This window comes from uncultured Wocania sp., assembly GCF_964021735.1.
Taxonomy (GTDB): Bacteria; Bacteroidota; Bacteroidia; order Flavobacteriales; family Flavobacteriaceae; genus Wocania_A.
Genome location: NZ_CAXIBN010000056.1, coordinates 1 through 18,016, shown reverse-complemented (window position 1 = coordinate 18,016; position 18,016 = coordinate 1). Strand labels below are relative to the sequence as shown.

At 31.5% G+C, this 18,016-nt stretch carries 20 protein-coding genes; 15 read left to right on the top strand and 5 right to left on the bottom strand.

The genetic code is table 11. The annotated features are described in order from the left end of the window. Window positions 1–322: 322 nt before the first annotated feature. The 14 genes from cyoE (at window position 323) to tsaB (ending at window position 12,262) form a co-directional block, all read left to right on the top strand. Window positions 323–1,216 carry a heme o synthase gene (gene cyoE, locus AADI82_RS06845; protein ID WP_341215702.1) on the top strand — a complete coding sequence of 298 codons (894 nt, stop codon included), beginning with the start codon at window positions 323–325 and terminating at the stop codon, window positions 1,214–1,216. A gap of 2 nt (window positions 1,217–1,218) precedes the next feature. Beyond that, the gene (locus AADI82_RS06840; protein ID WP_341215701.1) at window positions 1,219–1,800 is read left to right on the top strand and encodes a heme-copper oxidase subunit III; all 582 of its coding nucleotides are present in this window, start codon (window positions 1,219–1,221) and stop codon (window positions 1,798–1,800) included. A 46-nt stretch (window positions 1,801–1,846) separates the two neighbouring features. Beyond that, window positions 1,847–2,830, top strand: a complete 984-nt coding sequence (locus AADI82_RS06835) for a cytochrome c oxidase subunit 3 (protein WP_341215700.1) — start codon at window positions 1,847–1,849, stop codon at window positions 2,828–2,830. 56 nt (window positions 2,831–2,886) lie between these two features. After that, window positions 2,887–3,267 (top strand): cytochrome C oxidase subunit IV family protein, encoded by a 381-nt coding sequence (locus AADI82_RS06830; RefSeq protein ID WP_341215699.1) that lies wholly within the window; start codon window positions 2,887–2,889, stop codon window positions 3,265–3,267. A gap of 124 nt (window positions 3,268–3,391) precedes the next feature. Further along, window positions 3,392–4,108 (top strand): hypothetical protein, encoded by a 717-nt coding sequence (locus tag AADI82_RS06825; protein ID WP_341215698.1) that lies wholly within the window; start codon window positions 3,392–3,394, stop codon window positions 4,106–4,108. A gap of 83 nt (window positions 4,109–4,191) precedes the next feature. Then, window positions 4,192–4,938, top strand: coding sequence for an SCO family protein (locus tag AADI82_RS06820; protein WP_341215697.1), 747 nt, complete (start codon window positions 4,192–4,194; stop codon window positions 4,936–4,938). Window positions 4,939–4,985: 47 nt separating this feature from the next. Then, complete coding sequence (locus AADI82_RS06815; RefSeq protein ID WP_341215696.1) at window positions 4,986–5,522, top strand: DUF420 domain-containing protein; 537 nt, start codon at window positions 4,986–4,988, stop codon at window positions 5,520–5,522. Between the two features lie 4 nt (window positions 5,523–5,526). Next, window positions 5,527–5,745 carry a hypothetical protein gene (locus AADI82_RS06810; RefSeq protein ID WP_341215695.1) on the top strand — a complete coding sequence of 73 codons (219 nt, stop codon included), beginning with the start codon at window positions 5,527–5,529 and terminating at the stop codon, window positions 5,743–5,745. An 88-nt stretch (window positions 5,746–5,833) separates the two neighbouring features. After that, window positions 5,834–6,535: an ABC transporter ATP-binding protein gene (locus AADI82_RS06805; RefSeq protein ID WP_341215694.1), complete on the top strand. Its 702-nt coding sequence runs from the start codon at window positions 5,834–5,836 to the stop codon at window positions 6,533–6,535. Beyond that, window positions 6,528–7,757: an ABC transporter permease gene (locus AADI82_RS06800; protein WP_341215693.1), complete on the top strand. Its 1,230-nt coding sequence runs from the start codon at window positions 6,528–6,530 to the stop codon at window positions 7,755–7,757. Before AADI82_RS06805 ends, AADI82_RS06800 begins: the two co-directional genes overlap by 8 nt. Window positions 7,758–7,759: 2 nt before the next feature. Further along, window positions 7,760–9,004 (top strand): ABC transporter permease, encoded by a 1,245-nt coding sequence (locus AADI82_RS06795; RefSeq protein ID WP_341215692.1) that lies wholly within the window; start codon window positions 7,760–7,762, stop codon window positions 9,002–9,004. 12 nt (window positions 9,005–9,016) lie between these two features. Continuing rightward, window positions 9,017–10,138, top strand: a complete 1,122-nt coding sequence (locus AADI82_RS06790; RefSeq protein ID WP_341215691.1) for an efflux RND transporter periplasmic adaptor subunit — start codon at window positions 9,017–9,019, stop codon at window positions 10,136–10,138. Next, window positions 10,119–11,474, top strand: coding sequence for a TolC family protein (locus AADI82_RS06785; protein WP_341215690.1), 1,356 nt, complete (start codon window positions 10,119–10,121; stop codon window positions 11,472–11,474). The genes AADI82_RS06790 and AADI82_RS06785 overlap by 20 nt, the downstream gene beginning before the upstream one ends. Window positions 11,475–11,581: 107 nt before the next feature. Beyond that, window positions 11,582–12,262, top strand: a complete 681-nt coding sequence (gene tsaB, locus AADI82_RS06780; RefSeq protein WP_341215689.1) for a tRNA (adenosine(37)-N6)-threonylcarbamoyltransferase complex dimerization subunit type 1 TsaB — start codon at window positions 11,582–11,584, stop codon at window positions 12,260–12,262. A gap of 4 nt (window positions 12,263–12,266) precedes the next feature. On the opposite strand, the gene AADI82_RS06775 is transcribed toward tsaB, so the two are convergent. The 5 genes from AADI82_RS06775 to AADI82_RS06755 all read right to left on the bottom strand — a co-directional run bounded on the left by AADI82_RS06775 (window position 12,267) and on the right by AADI82_RS06755 (window position 16,844). Further along, window positions 12,267–13,082: a mechanosensitive ion channel domain-containing protein gene (locus tag AADI82_RS06775; protein ID WP_341215688.1), complete on the bottom strand. Its 816-nt coding sequence runs from the start codon at window positions 13,080–13,082 to the stop codon at window positions 12,267–12,269. A gap of 16 nt (window positions 13,083–13,098) precedes the next feature. Beyond that, the gene (locus tag AADI82_RS06770; protein WP_341215687.1) at window positions 13,099–13,455 is read right to left on the bottom strand and encodes a DUF1304 domain-containing protein; all 357 of its coding nucleotides are present in this window, start codon (window positions 13,453–13,455) and stop codon (window positions 13,099–13,101) included. Next, window positions 13,452–15,488, bottom strand: coding sequence for a thioredoxin domain-containing protein (locus tag AADI82_RS06765; RefSeq protein ID WP_341215703.1), 2,037 nt, complete (start codon window positions 15,486–15,488; stop codon window positions 13,452–13,454). Before AADI82_RS06765 ends, AADI82_RS06770 begins: the two co-directional genes overlap by 4 nt. 145 nt (window positions 15,489–15,633) lie before the next feature. Beyond that, a complete protein-coding gene (locus tag AADI82_RS06760) occupies window positions 15,634–15,834 on the bottom strand; it encodes a dodecin family protein (protein WP_341215686.1) in 201 nt (66 codons plus the stop codon). A 107-nt stretch (window positions 15,835–15,941) separates the two neighbouring features. After that, window positions 15,942–16,844: a NifU family protein gene (locus AADI82_RS06755; protein ID WP_341215685.1), complete on the bottom strand. Its 903-nt coding sequence runs from the start codon at window positions 16,842–16,844 to the stop codon at window positions 15,942–15,944. A 152-nt stretch (window positions 16,845–16,996) separates the two neighbouring features. Here AADI82_RS06755 and AADI82_RS06750 point away from each other — a divergent pair. Next, a partial coding sequence (locus AADI82_RS06750; RefSeq protein WP_341215684.1) for a choice-of-anchor L domain-containing protein occupies window positions 16,997–18,016 on the top strand: 1,020 nt, incomplete at its 3' end.

Genomic DNA, 18,016 nt, shown 5'->3' with positions numbered 1-18,016 from the left:
CCAATATTCCCGCCTCGACCTTCAAGCATATAAATATTTTCGGAAAGTTTATTGGTTTTTATAACAACCTCTTTGTTTTGGGCGCAAGCTATAAATACAATTGAAAAAGCGAAAAATGTGCAAATGGTTTTAAGTGTTTTCATTTTTAATGATATGTGAAGCATTAGTAATATTATAAAAATACAAAATTATGAGTGAAGCTATATTTTTTAATTCCGAATAACTTTTGCGCTTGAAATTTTAGCATTAAAAAGCATTGCTCAAATTGCTTTAATAAAGTATCTTTGCACTCGCATTATAAAACGATCAAGAAAAGGAAACATTGAGTAACTCAAAATCTTCAATAGCAACACATTCTGTAATTTCAGATTTTAAAGAAATCACTAAAATGCGATTGGCATTAAGTGTTGTGTTTTCATCGCTTGCTGGCTATTTATTAGGTGCAGAAACGGTAGATTTTAAAACCCTAATTTTATTAGCTTTTGGAGGTTATTTTATGGTTGGAGCATCAAACGCGTTTAACCAAATTATTGAAAAAGATTTGGATGCGTTAATGAATCGTACGAAGGACAGACCTATTCCTGCTGGTCGTATGTCGGTTAACACAGCATTTATTATTGCGTCAATTTTCACATTATTAGGCATCATTATATTGTACACCATTAATAAGCAAACGGCTATGTTTGGTGCAATTTCTATATTTTTATACACTTGCGTTTATACACCTTTAAAAACTAAAACACCATTAGCTGTATTTATTGGGGCCATTCCAGGTGCTATTCCGTTTATGTTAGGCTGGGTAGCTGCAACAGACGATTTTGGTATAGAACCAGGAACTTTGTTTGCATTACAATTTTTCTGGCAATTTCCTCATTTTTGGGCGATAGGTTGGTTTTTATTTGAAGATTATAAAAAAGGTGGATTCTTTATGCTGCCCACAGGAAAACAAGATAAAGGCACTGCAGTACAAACTATTATGTATACCATTTGGACGCTAATAGTATCTATAATTCCAGTATTTGGATTTACAGGAAAATTGCAATTATCAATAGTAGCGGCAGTAATTGTGTTTCTTTTAGGATTATGGATACTGTATTATGCTATTCGCCTATTCAAATTAATGACTGAAAAATCAGCGAGACAGCTTATGCTAGTTAGTGTATCTTATATATCATTAGTACAAATTGTTTATGTAATTGATAAATTTATTAGATAACTATGGATTTAACTCAAGGGACTTTAGAAGAAAAAAATAACAGAGCAAAAAAAATGATGCTTTGGTTTGGAATTATTTCACTTGTTATGTCTTTTGCAGGATGGACAAGTGCTTTTGTAGTAAGTAGTTCCCGACCAGATTGGTTAAAAGATTTTCAATTACCTAATGCTTTTATTATTAGCACAGTTATTATTGTAGTGAGTAGTGTTACATTTATTTTGGCTAAACAAGCTTTAAAAAAGGACAATAGACCATCTACTACAATGTGGTTGCTAGCAACATTTGTATTAGGAATTATTTTTATTTTCTATCAATTTAAAGGCTTTCAACAAATTATAGATTTAGGGTATAATTTTACAGGACCAACAAGTAATGTAACCATGTCTTACATTTATTTAATAGCTATTGTGCATATTTTGCACGTGGTTGTTGGGTTAATTTGTTTATTGGTCGTAATTTATAATCATTTTAAACAAAAGTATAACGCATCGAAAATGCTAGGTTTTGAACTCGCAGCTACCTTTTGGCATTTTATAGATATACTATGGGTGTATCTCTTTTTATTTTTATATTTCATTAGATAAATAAAATGATTATTTTTGTGCAACTTTTAAAAAACAACCAATACATATGAGTACTACAGTTGTAAATACTGGAACAGAAGGAAAAACTTGGGGCGGAGGTAACCAACCTCTTAAAGCAAGTTATGGCAAAATGATGATGTGGTTTTTCATTGTTTCTGATGCCTTAACATTTTCTGGGTTTTTAGCAGCCTATGGATTTTCAAGATTTAAGTTTATAGATTCATGGCCAATAGCCGACGAAGTGTTTACTCACTTTCCGTTTTTACACGGTGTAGATGCACCAATGTATTATGTGGCTTTTATGACATTTGTACTTATCATGTCGTCTGTAACTATGGTTTTAGCGGTTGATGCTGGACATCATATGAATAAAACTAAAGTAACTTGGTACATGTTTTTAACCATTATTGGAGGTTTAATTTTCGTGGGCTCTCAAGCTTGGGAATGGAACACGTTTATTAAAGGCGATTATGGCGCTATTCAAACCAAAGGGGGTAATATTTTACAATTTGTAGATACTGATGGTAAACGCGTTGCATTAAGAGATTTTGTAGTTGCTGATGCACATAAAGACAGAACTGCACACGAACGTAAAAACGGTTTGTGGTTTGTAGACGAAGGGACATTGCCAACATATACAGTAGAAGAGGTTGTTAATGGTTTAGAATCTCATGATAATGTATTAGTGAGAACACAAATTATAAACGAAGCTGGTGAAAAAACAGTACTATCTAGAGCTGAATCTTTAAGACAAATTAAAGAAAATGGAAAAGCGGTTGTAGAAGGTGCTAACTTGCATGTTAATGAATACGGTTCACCTTTATTTGCAGATTTCTTTTTCTTTATAACAGGATTTCACGGTTTCCACGTGTTTTCTGGAGTACTTATTAATATCATTATTTTCTTTAATGTGATTTTAGGAACTTACGAGCGTAGAGGAAGTTACGAAATGGTTGAAAAAGTTGGTCTTTATTGGCACTTTGTAGATTTAGTTTGGGTATTTGTATTTACATTCTTCTACTTAGTTTAATTGAATTAAAATATATTTTCATTTCCTTGAAGAAGGAAATCTAAAAGCATTATAAAATGGCACACGAACATAAATTAGAAATATTTAGAGGTTTAGTAAAGTTTAAATCAAATACTCAAAAAATTTGGGGTGTTTTAGTTTTTTTAACCTTTGTAACAATAATTGAAGTAGTATTGGGTATAATTAAACCTGAAGTTTTAATGGGTCAAGTTTTAGGTATGAAAGCTTTAAACTGGATATTCATTATCTTAACCATTGTAAAAGCCTATTACATTACTTGGGATTTTATGCACATGCGTGATGAAACAAGAAGCTTAAGACGTATGGTGGTTTGGACAGCAATCTTCTTAATTTTATACTTAATATTCATTTTATTAAAAGAAGGCGGATACGTTTTTGATGTATATAAAGATGGATTTATAAAAAATGATTTTTAAAAGATTTTATTTGAGTTTGCACTGAGTGCAGTCGAAGTGTTAAATAGATATATAAAGGCGGTTTTTAAACTGCCTTTTTTTATTTTTGCAAACTAGTTTTTTATTTAAAAAAAACATAAATATAATGGATTATAAGAAAGTTAGTCGCTATGTTGTTTTAGGAGTTTTGTTCTTTCTTCCTGTAACCTTTTTATTGTTTTTATACCCAGCAACGCACAATTACGAGCCTTTAGATATTGTAAATAAAGATGTATTGGATTTGCAGGCGTTCTCGTCAGATTCTGAAGATTCAATCATTTTAAAAGATTATATAACCGTACTGGGGTTTTTAGGTGACAATCCCATGGATAAGCTTATTGCAACTTCTAATTTAAAAGAATTAGTATACGATAAATTTAAGGGTTTTAAGCGTTTTCAAATCGTAATTGTAGCACCAAAAGGAACAGAAAAAACTGTTGAAAAACTTAAATTAGAAATAGCATCATACGAAGATTTGCGGTTTTGGCATTTTGTATTTGGTGAACCAAGCGATATTAAGCGGTTGTTTTATAGCTTAAAATCAGAATTGAATCTTAATGAAGATTTATCATCAAATAATGTGTTTGTTATTGATAAAGATTTAAGTCAACGCGGAAGACTAGATGATAGAACAGATAATGAATTAGAAAAAAACAAACCCATTTACGAATTAAATTCATACAACTGTATTGAGGTTGCCGAAATTAAAAATAAAATGAGCGACGATTTGCGCATTTTATTTACAGAATATAGGCAAAAACGAAAAGGCGAATTTAATTCTGATACGCGAAGAGCAAACGATTTAAATAATAGCGAAGAATAAAAATTATATCAGGTTTAGCATGTTGCATTGAGCGTAGTCTAAGTGCTGTCGAAGCCTATTAGTCATATTGAATTTTAAAAAGAATGAGCAAAAACAATAATTATTCATATATAGGAATAGCCTTTATAGTCCTTGTTTTCGGAATCATATTCATTCCAAAAATAATAGACAGAATTTCTAATGATGATGTTATACGAAACGAAAGTAGAAGTGATTTTGTCGGTGATAAAAAAGCGCCACTTTCAGATTTGGCATTCATCGAAATAAATAATGAACCTAAAAAAGTGCCAGCGTTTTCGTTTACAAATCAAAACGGAAAAATCATTACTAATAAAGATTACGAAGGAAAGGTTTATGTTATCGAATTTTTCTTTACAACCTGCCCAACCATTTGCCCTCGAATGAATGCAAACCTCATTCAAATTCAAAATACATTTAAAGATTTTGAAGATTTTGGTGTGGCATCATTTACTATAAACCCCGATTACGATACACCAGAAATTCTTAAAGCTTATGCAAAACACTACGGTGTAACAAACCCAAATTGGCATTTAATGACGGGTGATAAAGATTCTATTTATAAGTTAGCCAACGAAGGCTTCAATTTATATACTGGAGAAAATGCTGAAGTTGAAGGTGGTTTTGAGCATTCGGGTAATTTTGCTTTAATTGATAAAAATGGATTTATACGTTCTAGAAAAGACAAATTTGGAAATCCAATAATTTATTATAGAGGTATAGTTTCTGAAGCAGAACAAGTAGATGAAGATGGTGTAAAAGAAGAAATTAGCGCATTAAAAGAAGATATTAAAAAGTTACTTAACGAGTAACATTACGTCATTCTGAACTTATTTCAGAATTACATAAATTTTTAAAAATGAAGAATCAAGAACCTATTTTAGATGATAAAAAATACAATACATTAATAGTAGTTTTATCAATAGTAATACCCATAGTAGTTGCAGCTTTGTTTAGTGTTAAAATACCAAATGTTGAACCTTTAAGTTTTTTGCCCCCAATTTATGCAACTATTAATGGCTTAACAGCCATTATTTTAGTTATTGCTTTTTTTGCCATTAAAAAGAAGAATATTGTATTGCACGAAAACCTAATGACTACCGCTATTTGGTGTTCAGCCATTTTTTTACTTATGTATGTAGCGTATCATATGACAAGCGATTCTACTAAGTTTGGTGGCGAAGGTGTTATAAAATATGTTTACTACTTTGTTTTACTAACACATATAGTACTTTCTATAGCGGTTATTCCATTCGTATTAATTACTTATGTTAGAGCCATAACAAACAATTTTGAAAAGCATAAAAAAATAGCTAGAATTACATTTCCGTTATGGTTATATGTAGCTGTAACTGGTGTTGTTGTTTATATAATGATTTCACCATATTATGTTTAAAAATATGAAACGCAAAATAGTTTTTCTGATTTTTTCTTTTTTCTATTTCTTAGAAATAAATGCCCAATGTGCCATGTGTCGTGCAGTTTTAGAAAGTGAAGAAGGGCAAGCTACTGCTGAAGGTATTAATGATGGTATTGTGTATTTAATGGCTATACCATATGTACTTGTTGGAGGTATAGCTTACTTTATTTATAAGAAATTCAATACGTTAAATAAATAATAAAAATTTTTAGGTACAATTTTTGTAACATTTCTTTGTCTTTTAAGTCTAACTACAAAGCCTTAGCTTTACTAAATCAATCAAGAAAATGTTAAAAATTAGCCAGCTTCACAAGTCCTATCCTATAGGCGATTCCAGTTTACATGTTTTAAAAGGTATTGATCTCTCTGTAGAGGAAGGAGAAATGGTCGCTATTATGGGGTCTTCCGGTTCTGGAAAATCTACATTACTAAATATTATTGGTATGTTAGATGAAGCTGATGAGGGCGAATATATACTAGATGGATTACCAATAAAAGATCTTACCGAAAAAAAAGCAGCTGTTTACAGGAACAAATTTTTAGGATTTATCTTTCAATCTTTCAACCTTATAAACTATAAAAATGCACTTGAAAATGTGGCATTGCCATTATATTATCAAGGTATGAAACGTAAGCAACGCCAAGAATTGGCAATGTTTCATTTAGAAAAAGTAGGATTAGCAGATTGGTCACAACACTTACCAAAAGAGCTTTCTGGTGGTCAAAACCAACGTGTGGCTATTGCAAGAGCATTAGCAGCAAATCCTAAACTACTTTTAGCAGATGAGCCTACAGGTGCACTTGATACACAAACCTCGCATGAAATCATGGCTTTTATTCAACAATTAAATGATGAAGGCAAAACCATTTTAATGGTAACACATGAGGAAGATATAGCAAATATGTGTAAGCGTATTGTAAGATTACGAGATGGTGTTATAATGGAAGATAAAAAGGTAGAACAAGTTAGGGTAGAACAGTATGTTTGATATAGACCTTTGGCGCGAAATATTTCAGAGTATTAATAAAAATAGAACCAGAAGTTTACTTTCTGGTTTTACTGTGGCATTTGCCATACTATTATTTACTATACTTTTTGGTATGGCTAACGGACTAAAAAATACATTTGCAGAAGCCTTTGTTGATGATGCAAATAATTCTATTTTTATTCGATCTGGGCAAACAACAAAGGCACATAAAGGATTACAAGCAGGTAGACGCATTCAGTTTAAAAATGAAGATTTTAATTATGTAAAAGATGAGTTTGGTAATAAAGTTGAATTTATAACAGCAAGAATTTACAGGAATGTCCAAGCCTCTTTTAGAAATGAGCAAAGTAGTTATAATTTAACAGCAGTACATCCAGACCATCAATATTTAGAAAAAACAAAAATAAAAGAAGGACGATATATTAATCAAAACGATTTAAACAATAAAACAAAAATTGTTGTAATTGGTAGGTTGGTTGAAGAAGATTTATTTTTAAAAACTACAGCTTTAGGGAAATATATAAACCTTAGTGGTATACAATATAAAGTGGTTGGTGTTTTTACTGATGACGGTGGCGATAATCAAGAACGCCACATTTACATGCCCATAACTACTGCACAACATATATATGGCAATAATGATTATATAGACCAAATAAACCTAACCTATAATCCTGAAATGGATTACAATCAAGCTCTAGCGTTTAGTACCTTATTAACAAAAAAACTTAAAGATCGATTTTCTGTTGCAAGAAGTGATCAAAGAGCGATTAGAGTGCGTAATATGGCAGAAGGCACAAAAGCAGTTGGTCAATTAACAGGGGGATTAACCTTTATTATTCTAGTTATCGGTTTTGGCACGCTAATAGCTGGTATTGTTGGCATTAGTAATATTATGATTTTTATTGTAAAAGAACGTACCAAAGAGATTGGTATTCGCAAAGCTTTGGGGGCAACACCACAATCGATAGTATCTATAATTTTAATCGAGTCTATTTTAATAACGGCTATTGCAGGTTATTTTGGCTTATTAATAGGAGTTGGTGTTTTAGAGCTAGCAACCCCAAGCTTAAAAGAATACTTTATAAAAGACCCAAGTGTTAGTACTAGTTTGGTTATTGGTGCTACTATTACATTGATAACTGCAGGAGCAATTGCAGGATATTTACCTGCAAAAAGAGCATCGAAAATTAAACCTATTGTAGCATTAAGAAACGATTAATTATGTTTAAATTTTTATTCGATAGAGATACATGGCAAGAAGTTTACGATAGCTTTAGTAAAAATAAACTACGGTCTATTTTAACCATGGTTGGTGTTTGGTGGGGCATTTTATTGTTGATAGGATTGTTAGGATCTGCTCGCGGTTTAGAAAATTCATTTAATCGTTTATTTGGAGATTTTGCAACTAATAGCGTTTTTATTTGGGGCCAAAGTACAAGTAAACCATTTAAAGGATTTCAAGAAGGAAAACGTGTTCAATTATCATTAAGTGATGCAAAAAAAATTGAAGAAAATATTGATGGTGTCGAGTTTGTTGTTCCTAGAAATCAGAATCAAGCCTTGGTTGTTAGAAAATTCCTAACTGGAAATTTTAGTGTTGCAGGAGATTACCCTTTACTAGATCAAGTTGAAAAGAAAAAACTGATTCATGGCCGTTTTATTAATCAGAATGATATTGACGATAATAAAAAAGTAGTCGTTATTTCAGAAGATATTTATAAGCAACTATTTGAGAAAGAAGAAAATCCCATTGGTGAGTATGTCCAAATAAATGACATAAACTTTAAAGTAATTGGTTTATTTAAAACGTCAAATATCAGTATGGGACCTCGAATAGATATGCATATTCCATTTACAACCTTTCAACAGGTATATAATCAAGGTGATCGAATTGGTTGGTTGATGATTACTGGCAAGCCAGAATTTGATATTGTTCAAATAGAAAAAGATGCTAATCTGTTACTTAAAAATCTCAATAATATTCACCCTAAAGATAATCGCGCATTGGGTAGTGCTAACGCAGGAAAAGAAATAGGAAAAGTGACTGGCTTTTTAACAGGTATGCAGTTTTTAACATGGTTTGTAGGTATTGCAACATTAATAGCAGGCGTATTTGCCATTGGTAATATTTTATTAATTACAGTAAAAGAACGTACTAAAGAAATAGGCGTACGTCGTGCTTTAGGGGCAACGCCATTTGAGATTAAAAGACAGATAGTAGTTGAGGCAGTATTTTTAACTCTGGTAGCTGGATTATTCGGAATTATATCTGGCGGATGGATTTTAATTGCATTAGATGCCGCTTTTGGGCAAGGAGACGATGCTACCATAGTAAACGCATCCGTGTCAATAGCAGTCGTATTTATAGCATTAGTAATATTAGTGATATTAGGGACATTAATAGGCTTAATCCCTGCATTTAAAGCCACAAGTATAAAACCAATAGAAGCATTAAGAGAAGAATAAACAATCAAAAAAATGAATAAAACAGTAAAAATTATTTTAGGAATCGTTGTTTTAATATTATTAGTATTTGTATTAAAGTATTTTAAAGATGCTAATTCAAAAGATGTAGTAGATTATAAGGTTGATGAACCTTTTTATACATCAATCAACACAAAAGCTGTGGCAACGGGTAAATTAAATCCAGAAGAAGAAATTGAATTAAAACCACAGATCTCAGGAATTGTAGATAAAATACTTGTAGAAGAAGGCGATATTGTTAAAAAAGGCGATTTAATTGCAAAAATTAGAGTCGTGCCAAACGAGCAAAGTTTAGTTAGTGCAAAAAGTAGAATTTCATCTTCTAAATTGTCTTACGATAATGCTAAAACATTGTATGATAGAAATAAAACACTTTTTGAAAAAGGGGTGATTTCTCAACAAGATTTTGAAAATAGTGCACTGTCATTTAACCAAGCAAAAGAATCTTTAACACAGGCTCAAAATGATTATCAAATTATAAAAAGAGGTTCTATTTCTGGCGGAAGCTCTGCAAACACCAATATTGTAGCGCAAATACCTGGGACTATTTTAGAGATTCCTGTTCGAGAGGGAGATCAAGTTATTCAAAGTAACAACTTTAATGCAGGTACAACTATTGCTACTATCGCAGATATGAGCCTTATGATTTTTGAAGGAAAAGTTGATGAAGCTGAAGTTGGAAAACTTGAAGAAGGTAAAGAAATAAAAGTATTACTAGGAGCAATTAACGATAAAGAATTTCCTGCAAAATTAACTTTTGTTGCGCCAAAAGGTATTGAAGAAAATGGCGCAGTACAATTTACAATTAAAGCCGATGTAAATGTTGAAGTTAGCACAAACATTAGAGCAGGCTATAGCGCTAATGCAGAAATTGATATAGAAAGTAAAGATAGCGTTTTAGCTATTAAAGAAGCCTTATTGCAATACAATAGAATTACAGAAAAACCTTTTGTAGAAATACAAAAAGAAGATGGTAAGTTCGAGAAAAGCAATGTAACACTTGGTTTATCTGATGGTATTAATGTAGAGATAACCGAAGGTGTTAAAGAAGGCGACAAAATTAAAGTGTGGAATAAAGCATCAAAAGATAACGAAGATGAAGAAGACAATGACTAATTATATAAAAGTTAATATGAAAAATATTTTATTAGTATGCGTATTCTTAATTGCAACATCTTCTTTTACCCAACAAAAAAAATGGACACTGCAAGAATGCGTAGCTCACGCTCTTGAGAATAACATATCGGTAAAACAAAGTGAAAATACATTACTTTTAAATGAACAAGATATTTTAGCAGCTAAAGGGCAGTTTCTTCCATCTGTTAGTGCTAGTATGTCTCAAGGATTAAGTTTAGGAACCAGTTTGGTTGCTCAAGGAATATTTGCTAACAGAACCAGTCACTCCACAAGCTTAGGGATAAGTGTATCACAAAGTGTTTTTAGCGGTTTTAGAACATTAAACAGTTATAAACAATCTCAGTTAAACTCAGAGTTAGGTCAACTAGAACTAAATCGCTTAAAAGATGATATATCTTTAAATGTGGTTAATGCTTATTTAAATGTACTTTTTAATAAAGAAAACTTAGAAACAGCTCAAGCTCAATATGAGTTTAGTGAAAAACAGCTAACTCAAGTTAAAGATTTGGTAGATGCTGGCGCACAACCCAAAGCTAATATTTATGATGCCGAAGCCACTTTAAGTAGAGATGCACAACAAGTTACCATCGCCGAAAACAATTTTAATCTGGCTTTACTTACATTATCTCAATTGTTACAAGTCCCTTTTAATGGGTTTGACGTTGAAATTATTAATATAGACACACCATCTGAAGCATTGTTGTATAAAGATGCTGTTCCAATTTTAAATTATGCATTGCAGAATAGAAACGAAATTAAAATAGCAGAAAAGAATATAGAAAGTGCTCAATTGAACACAAAAATTTCTAAAAGTGGTTATTTGCCAAATGTTTCAGTAGGTTATGGTTTTGGTACCAATGCATTTTATTCTAATTTGGCTGATAATGAAGCTGCTTTTTTAGATCAATTAAATGATAATAAAGGACATAGTTTTAACCTTAATGTTGGAATTCCTATTTTTTCTAGATTTCAGAATAAAACGGCAGTAGCAAAATCTAAAATTCAAGAAGATAACAGTAAACTGCGTTTACAACAAGCTAAGTTAGATTTAGAATCTAATATTCAAAGAGCTTATACAGATGCTCAAGCTGCATTTAAAGCTTATGATGCAGCAAAAAAATCTTTAGCCTCTCAAGAATTAGCATTTAACAATTCTCAAGAGCGTTACAATATTGGTAATATGACAGCTTTTGATTTGGAACAAGCCAGAGTGCAGTTTATAAATGCGCAATCGTCTTTAATAAATGCTAAGTACGATTTTGTTTTTAAGACAAAAGTTTTAGACTTTTACATGGGTAAATCTTTAACTAATTAATTAAAGAAATAATTCCTTGAAGTAAAGATTTCAAGATTTAAAAGATTGTCATTCCCGCGTGTCATTAAGCTTAGTCGAAGTGAAGGCTGGAATCTATTAAAAAGAAAATGAGTACATATATCCTAAACATAGAAACCGCAACAACCAATTGCTCAGTCTCTCTTTCAAAAGATGGAGAGACTTTGGTTTTAAAGGAAGATTACGATAAAAATTATTCGCATGCCGAACGACTTCATGTGTATATTGATGCTGTTTTAAAAGAAGCGAAAATCAGTTCAAAACATTTGGATGCAATTGCCATTAGCAAAGGTCCAGGTTCTTATACAGGGTTACGAATTGGAGTTTCGGCAGCAAAAGGGCTTTGTTTTGCTCTAGATAAGCCATTAATTTCTGTGCCAACTTTAGAGGCTTTAGCTCATCAAGTTAAAACAAATGATGGCGTTATTGTAGCTATGTTAGATGCCAGACGTATGGAAGTGTATGCTGCTATTTTTGATGTTAATTATAATCAAATACGAGAAACTCAAGCACAAATTTTAGATGAAACATCTTTTAGTGATTGTTTAAAAAAAGGCAAAGTATATTTTATCGGTAATGGTGTAGAAAAATCCAAAAAACTAATTACCCACCCCAATGCTGTGTTTATTGAAAATAAATTACCATCTGCAAACGAGATGAGTTTATTAGCATGTAACAAATACAAAATAAGCGACACCGAAGATGTCGCTTATTTTGAACCTTATTATTTAAAAGATTTTGTGGCTTTAAAACCTAAATCAAAATCTTAATTAATTATCCCTTTTTTTGAATTTCAACTTGATGTGGATAAGGAATTTCAATACCAGCAGCATCAAGAGCTTCTTTTACATCTTCTGTAATTCCAAAATACACAGCCCAATAATCATCAGCCGTACTCCACGGCCTTACAGCAAAATTTATCGAACTATCTGCTAATTCAGATACATTTACGGTTGGAGCTGGTTCTTTTAAAACTTTGGGGTGTGATGTTAAAACTTGCATTAAAACGTCTTTAGTTTTCTTAATATCAGAGTCGTAACCAACGCCAAAGGTTAAATCTACTCTACGTGTACCTTCGGTTGTGTAATTAATAATATTTCCATTAGATAAAGACCCATTAGGAATTATAATTTCTTTATTAGAAAGACCAGTTAATTTAGTTGTAAAAATTTCAATCTCTTTAACAACTCCAATTTCACCTTGGGCTTCAATTAAATCATCAATTTTAAAGGGTTTAAAAATCATAATTAAAACACCTCCAGCAAAATTACCTAAAGACCCTTGTAATGCGAGACCAATAGCTAAGCCTGCTGCAGCTAAAATAGCAGCAAACGATGTGGTTTCTACGCCAACAGTACCAAGTACTACAACTATTAAAATAATTTTTAAGATCCAGCCTAAAAGATTTACTAAGAATTTTTGTAAACTCTCATCATAATTTCTTTTAGACATTATTTTTTTTGTGGTTTTAATTATTTTTTTAATAACCCATGAGCCAATAATCCATATAAGAATTGCTCCAAGAATTTTTAATCCATAATCTAAAGCCAACTGAAGCCATTTTTCTGTATCAATACTTTCTAAATTCATTTGTAGTTTTATTTTTTTAGTTTATAAATATTGTAATAAGTGTACATATTGCAGGAATACTTTGTACATAAAACAATTTAATTTGCTTTGTAGAGTAAGACCCATAAATACCTGCTATAGTCACACAGACAAGAAAAAATATTGCAGTATTAATATCTTCTTTAACAATTGAAAAAATTAAACCAGCTGCTATAAACCCATTATACAAACCTTGATTTGCAGCTAATACCTTTGTTTCCTCAGCAAATGCTTTGGACTTTAAGCCAAATGTTTTAATACCTTTTGGTTTAGTCCATAAAAACATTTCTAATATTAAAAAATAGAGATGCTCTAATGCTACAAAAGCAATTAAAATGGTTGTTAAAAGTGTCATTCTTTTATAAATTTTATAGCATCATTTACTTCGGTAACAGGAAGCTTACAAGCTTTGTTTACGCATACATAAATAAATGTGTTATCAGGATTGAACCGATTTTCTAGCAAAGGCATATTATTTTCAGATGTGCTAGCAGCTATAAGTTTATTGGGCAGATATGTTTTATTTAATTCTGTTATTTTTTGTTTTGCATCAGTTCCAACAATAGCTACTTCGTAAAAAGGTTGCGCATAATTTAGCATTAAATCAAACCAATTGGAGTAGGCAGAAGGATATTCTTTCATTTCTGGCTTCACATTATTAAGCATACTCATAGCAGTTTTACTAAAATGTTCATTATCAAAATAATGTGATAACTTGAATAGATTTTTTGCCATTATAGAGTTGCTAGCAGGAATAACATTATCCCGATATTCAATACTTCGTGAAACTAACGATTTATCTTCATTTGATGTAAAATAGAACATTTTGCTTTGCTCATCGAAAAAATGATCGAAGCAGTAATTTGCTAAATCTCGAGCAGTAGTTAACCACTTTTCATCTAAAGTGCTTTCATAAAGTGCTAAAAAAGCATCAATGGTAGCAGAATAATCTTCAAGGTAGCCATTATTTGTACTCTTTCCATCTTTATAATTATGGTATAATCCACCATCTTCTTTTAATTGGTTATCAATTATAAAGTTGGCATTTTTCTTAGCTGTTTCTAAATATTCAGAGTTACCAAAAACACGATAAGCATCAATATAACCCTTTAACATTAAGGTATTCCAAGAGGTTAAAGTTTTATCATCTAAACGTGGTTTTGACCTTTTATTGCGTTCTTTTAATAAAAGAGATTTCCAAGTAGATTTTTTTTCTTTTAGTTCTAATTTAGTCAAGCTGTGCCTCTCAAGAATTTTAGCATCATCATCTTTTCTAATTAAAACGTAATTACCATGTTCCCAAAAGCCATAATTATTCACATTATAATAATCTGAGAACAATTCGAAATCGTCTTTTAAAATTGTTTTAAGTTCTTCTTTATTCCAAACGTAAAAAGCGCCTTCTTCAAGCTCTCCTTCGGGTGTTAAACTATCGGCATCCAGTGCTGAATAAAATGCTCCATTACCAATAGTCATTTCGTTTTTTACATAATTTAAAGTTTCAGTAACAATATCTTTATATAATTCATTTTTTGTAATTAAATAGGCATCGGCATATAGGCTTACTAACTGCCCATTATCGTAAAGCATTTTTTCGAAATGTGGTACATGCCATTTTGAGTCGACCGAATACCTTGAAAAGCCACCTCCTAATTGATCGAAAATACCACCATAAGCCATTTTTGTTAATGTTAAATTAACAAAGTTCATTAATTTCTCATCATTATTTTGGTGGGCGTAACGCAATAAAAAGTGATAGTTATTAGGCATCATAAATTTTGGTGCTCTATTCATACCGCCTAAGCTGTTATCAAATTGTTTAGACCAATTATTAACCGCTTCATCTATAAAGTTTTTTTCAAAAATAGGCTCGTCTGTATTTAAACTCACCATATCCATAGCCTTAATACCTTCTTCTAATTTGTCGGCATATTCATAGAGTTTGTCAGGTTTTTCTATATAAAGTTTAGATATTTGCTTTAAAGCATCCATCCACTGTTCCTTTTTAAAATAAGTACCACCCCAAACAGGTCTGCCATCTGGTAATGCAATAGCATTTAAAGGCCATCCTCCGCTTCCTGTCATAAGTTGTACAGCATTCATATATACTTGATCTACATCGGGACGTTCTTCTCTATCAATTTTTATATTAATAAAATTATCATTCATAATTTGGGCTACTAGGGTGTCTTCAAAACTTTCATGTTCCATAACATGACACCAATGGCAAGCCGAATAACCAACACTAATTAGCATAAGCTTGTTTTCGGATTTTGCTTTAGCTAAGGTCTTCTCATTCCAAGCATGCCAATTTACTGGATTATGGGCGTGTTGTAGTAAATATGGGCTAGTTTCGTTTATAAGGTCGTTGGTATATTGATGTTTCATGGTTTCAGAGTTCTGACCTTTACAGCTAATTAATGTGATAACGAATAAGGATAATATGATGTTTTTCATATTTCAAAGTTAGCGAAATTTGAGCATAAAAAAAGCGCTCGTTAACCGAACGCTTAAATATTAAACAAATGTAGGTTTAGTTCACTTCGAAAGTGATTTTTAAATTCACTCTAAACTCCGTAACTTCGCCATCTTTTACAATCGCACTTTGGTCCTGCACGTATACTGAACGAATATCTTTTACACTTTTTGAAGCATGTTTTACTGCTTTTTTAGTTGCGTCTTCCCAACTTTTATCTGAGTTTGATAAAATCTCGATTACTTTTAATACTGCCATGATTTATTTTTTTAAGGTTATAACTTAACTATCTTTTAATGATAGTTGTTTTTTTTTGACACAGATAAGTTTAAAAAGTCACCTATTAATAAATTCAATAGTGTAGTTTAACCGTTTATTGCTTCAACCATATTTACTTTTCCAGGAAGCATTTCTTTTAGCATATTTTCTATACCGCTTTTTAAAGTATAAGTTGACGATGGGCAACCACTGCATGCTCCTTGAAGCATTACGCTTACATTTTTAGTGTTTTTATCATAAGATATAAATTGAATATTTCCACCATCACTAGCTACAGCAGGTTTTACATATTCTTCAAGAATATTAACAATTTCTTTTGAGATGTCGTCTAAATTTTCAAAATGTGTATCTAATTGAGCGTTCGATTTTTTTAAAGTTTCTACAGCTCCTGGTAATACAACGTCTTTTCCATTTTCAATATAACTTCTAATAAATTCACGAAGCTCAATATTAATATCTTGCCATTCTGCCATATCGTATTTGGTTATTGACACATAATTTTCGTCAATAAAAATACTTTTCACAAACGGAAAGTGAAATAATTCTGTAGCTAATGGCGATGGTTTAGCATCGTCAATTGAGGTAAATTCAAAAAGAGTAGTTACTATTTTTTTATTAGCAACAAATTTCATTACAGAAGGGTTTGGTGTGCTTTCAGCATAAACAGTTACAGGCACTTTTTTAGGAGCAGCAGTTTCTTCAACTACTACACCACCATCGTTCAAATAGGTTTCTATTTGTTCTGCCATTTCGTCTTTTACATCATCCCACTCTACAATATTGTAACGTTCAACAGCTACAAAATTACTTGTAATATATACCTTTTTTACAAATGGTAAATAAAATAATTGTTGTGCTAAAGGTGACGATTTTGCTTCATCGATATTATTAAATTCAAAGCTTTGGTGCTTTGTTATAAATTGATTTAATTCAAATTTTACTATGGCATTATTGGTTGTTTCTTGCACTGAAACCTTAAAATTGTTCATTTTAGCTAATTTTTTGTAAAAATACAAAAGAAACTTTGAGTTATATCTATATTTGATGCTTTGCTTTTAAATATTTAGGCTTTAAAAAACGTTATATCGAAAGTGAAAGATTGCTTTAATATGATTAACGAGTATTTAGCTGAAGGTTGACTATGAAAAATTTTTCACTAATTGTATTTATAATTTGTATATCGTTTACAAGCTACGGACAAATTATAACAGTAAATAACGCTGCTGATGCTCAATCAAGTTTTTCTATAGAAAAACTTGTAGAAGATATATTAATATCAAGTGACTGCTCAACAGTTGATACTTTTTCTTCCCAGGTAAGCGGAACTCCAACTCAAACAACCACAAAAAGCTATGGTTATTTTAAGCGACCGCAAGGAAGCACTTTTCCGTTTGAAGAAGGTATAATATTAACTAACGGGAGAGCATTTCCAGCTGGAAATACAATTAATTCAACACGTATTGATAATACTAATAGTTTAGGTGGAGATGCAGACTTACAAACTGCTTTGGGTCAAGTAAATACTTTTGATGCTAGCTATGTTAAATTTAATTTTGTACCCTTAGTAAATACTATCAGCTTTCGTTTTTTAATGGCATCTGAAGAGTACGATGGCGCAACGGAATGCAACTTTGCTGATAGTTTTGCTTTTTTATTACGAGAAGTAGGTGCAACAAAATACAAAAACTTAGCAGTTTTGCCAAACGGGCAGAGGGTTAGCGTAAGAAATATTAATAATGCTACTGGTTGTAGAGCAAACACCGATTTTTTTGAAGGCTATAATATACCGGATACTAATTATGATGGAAGAACAAAAGTATTAACAGCCTCTGCACCAGTAACACCTAATAAAGTTTATGAAATTAAAATTGTAGTTGCAGATCAAGGTGATGATGCATGGGATTCGGCAATTTTTTTAGAGGCTGGTAGTTTTAGCATTGGAGGTAATTTAGGTGTAGACAGAACTATTAAATCAGGAAACCCAGGATGTGGTGGAAAGCCTTTAGAGTTAGATGCTACTTTAGCATTGCCAGGGACAACTTATAAATGGTTTAAAGACAGGGTTGAACAAATAGGAAAAACTGAAGCTACTTTTGATGTTACTAGTGATGGAATTTATCGTGTAGAAATTGATGTAGCAGCAGGATGTAGCTCAAGTGAT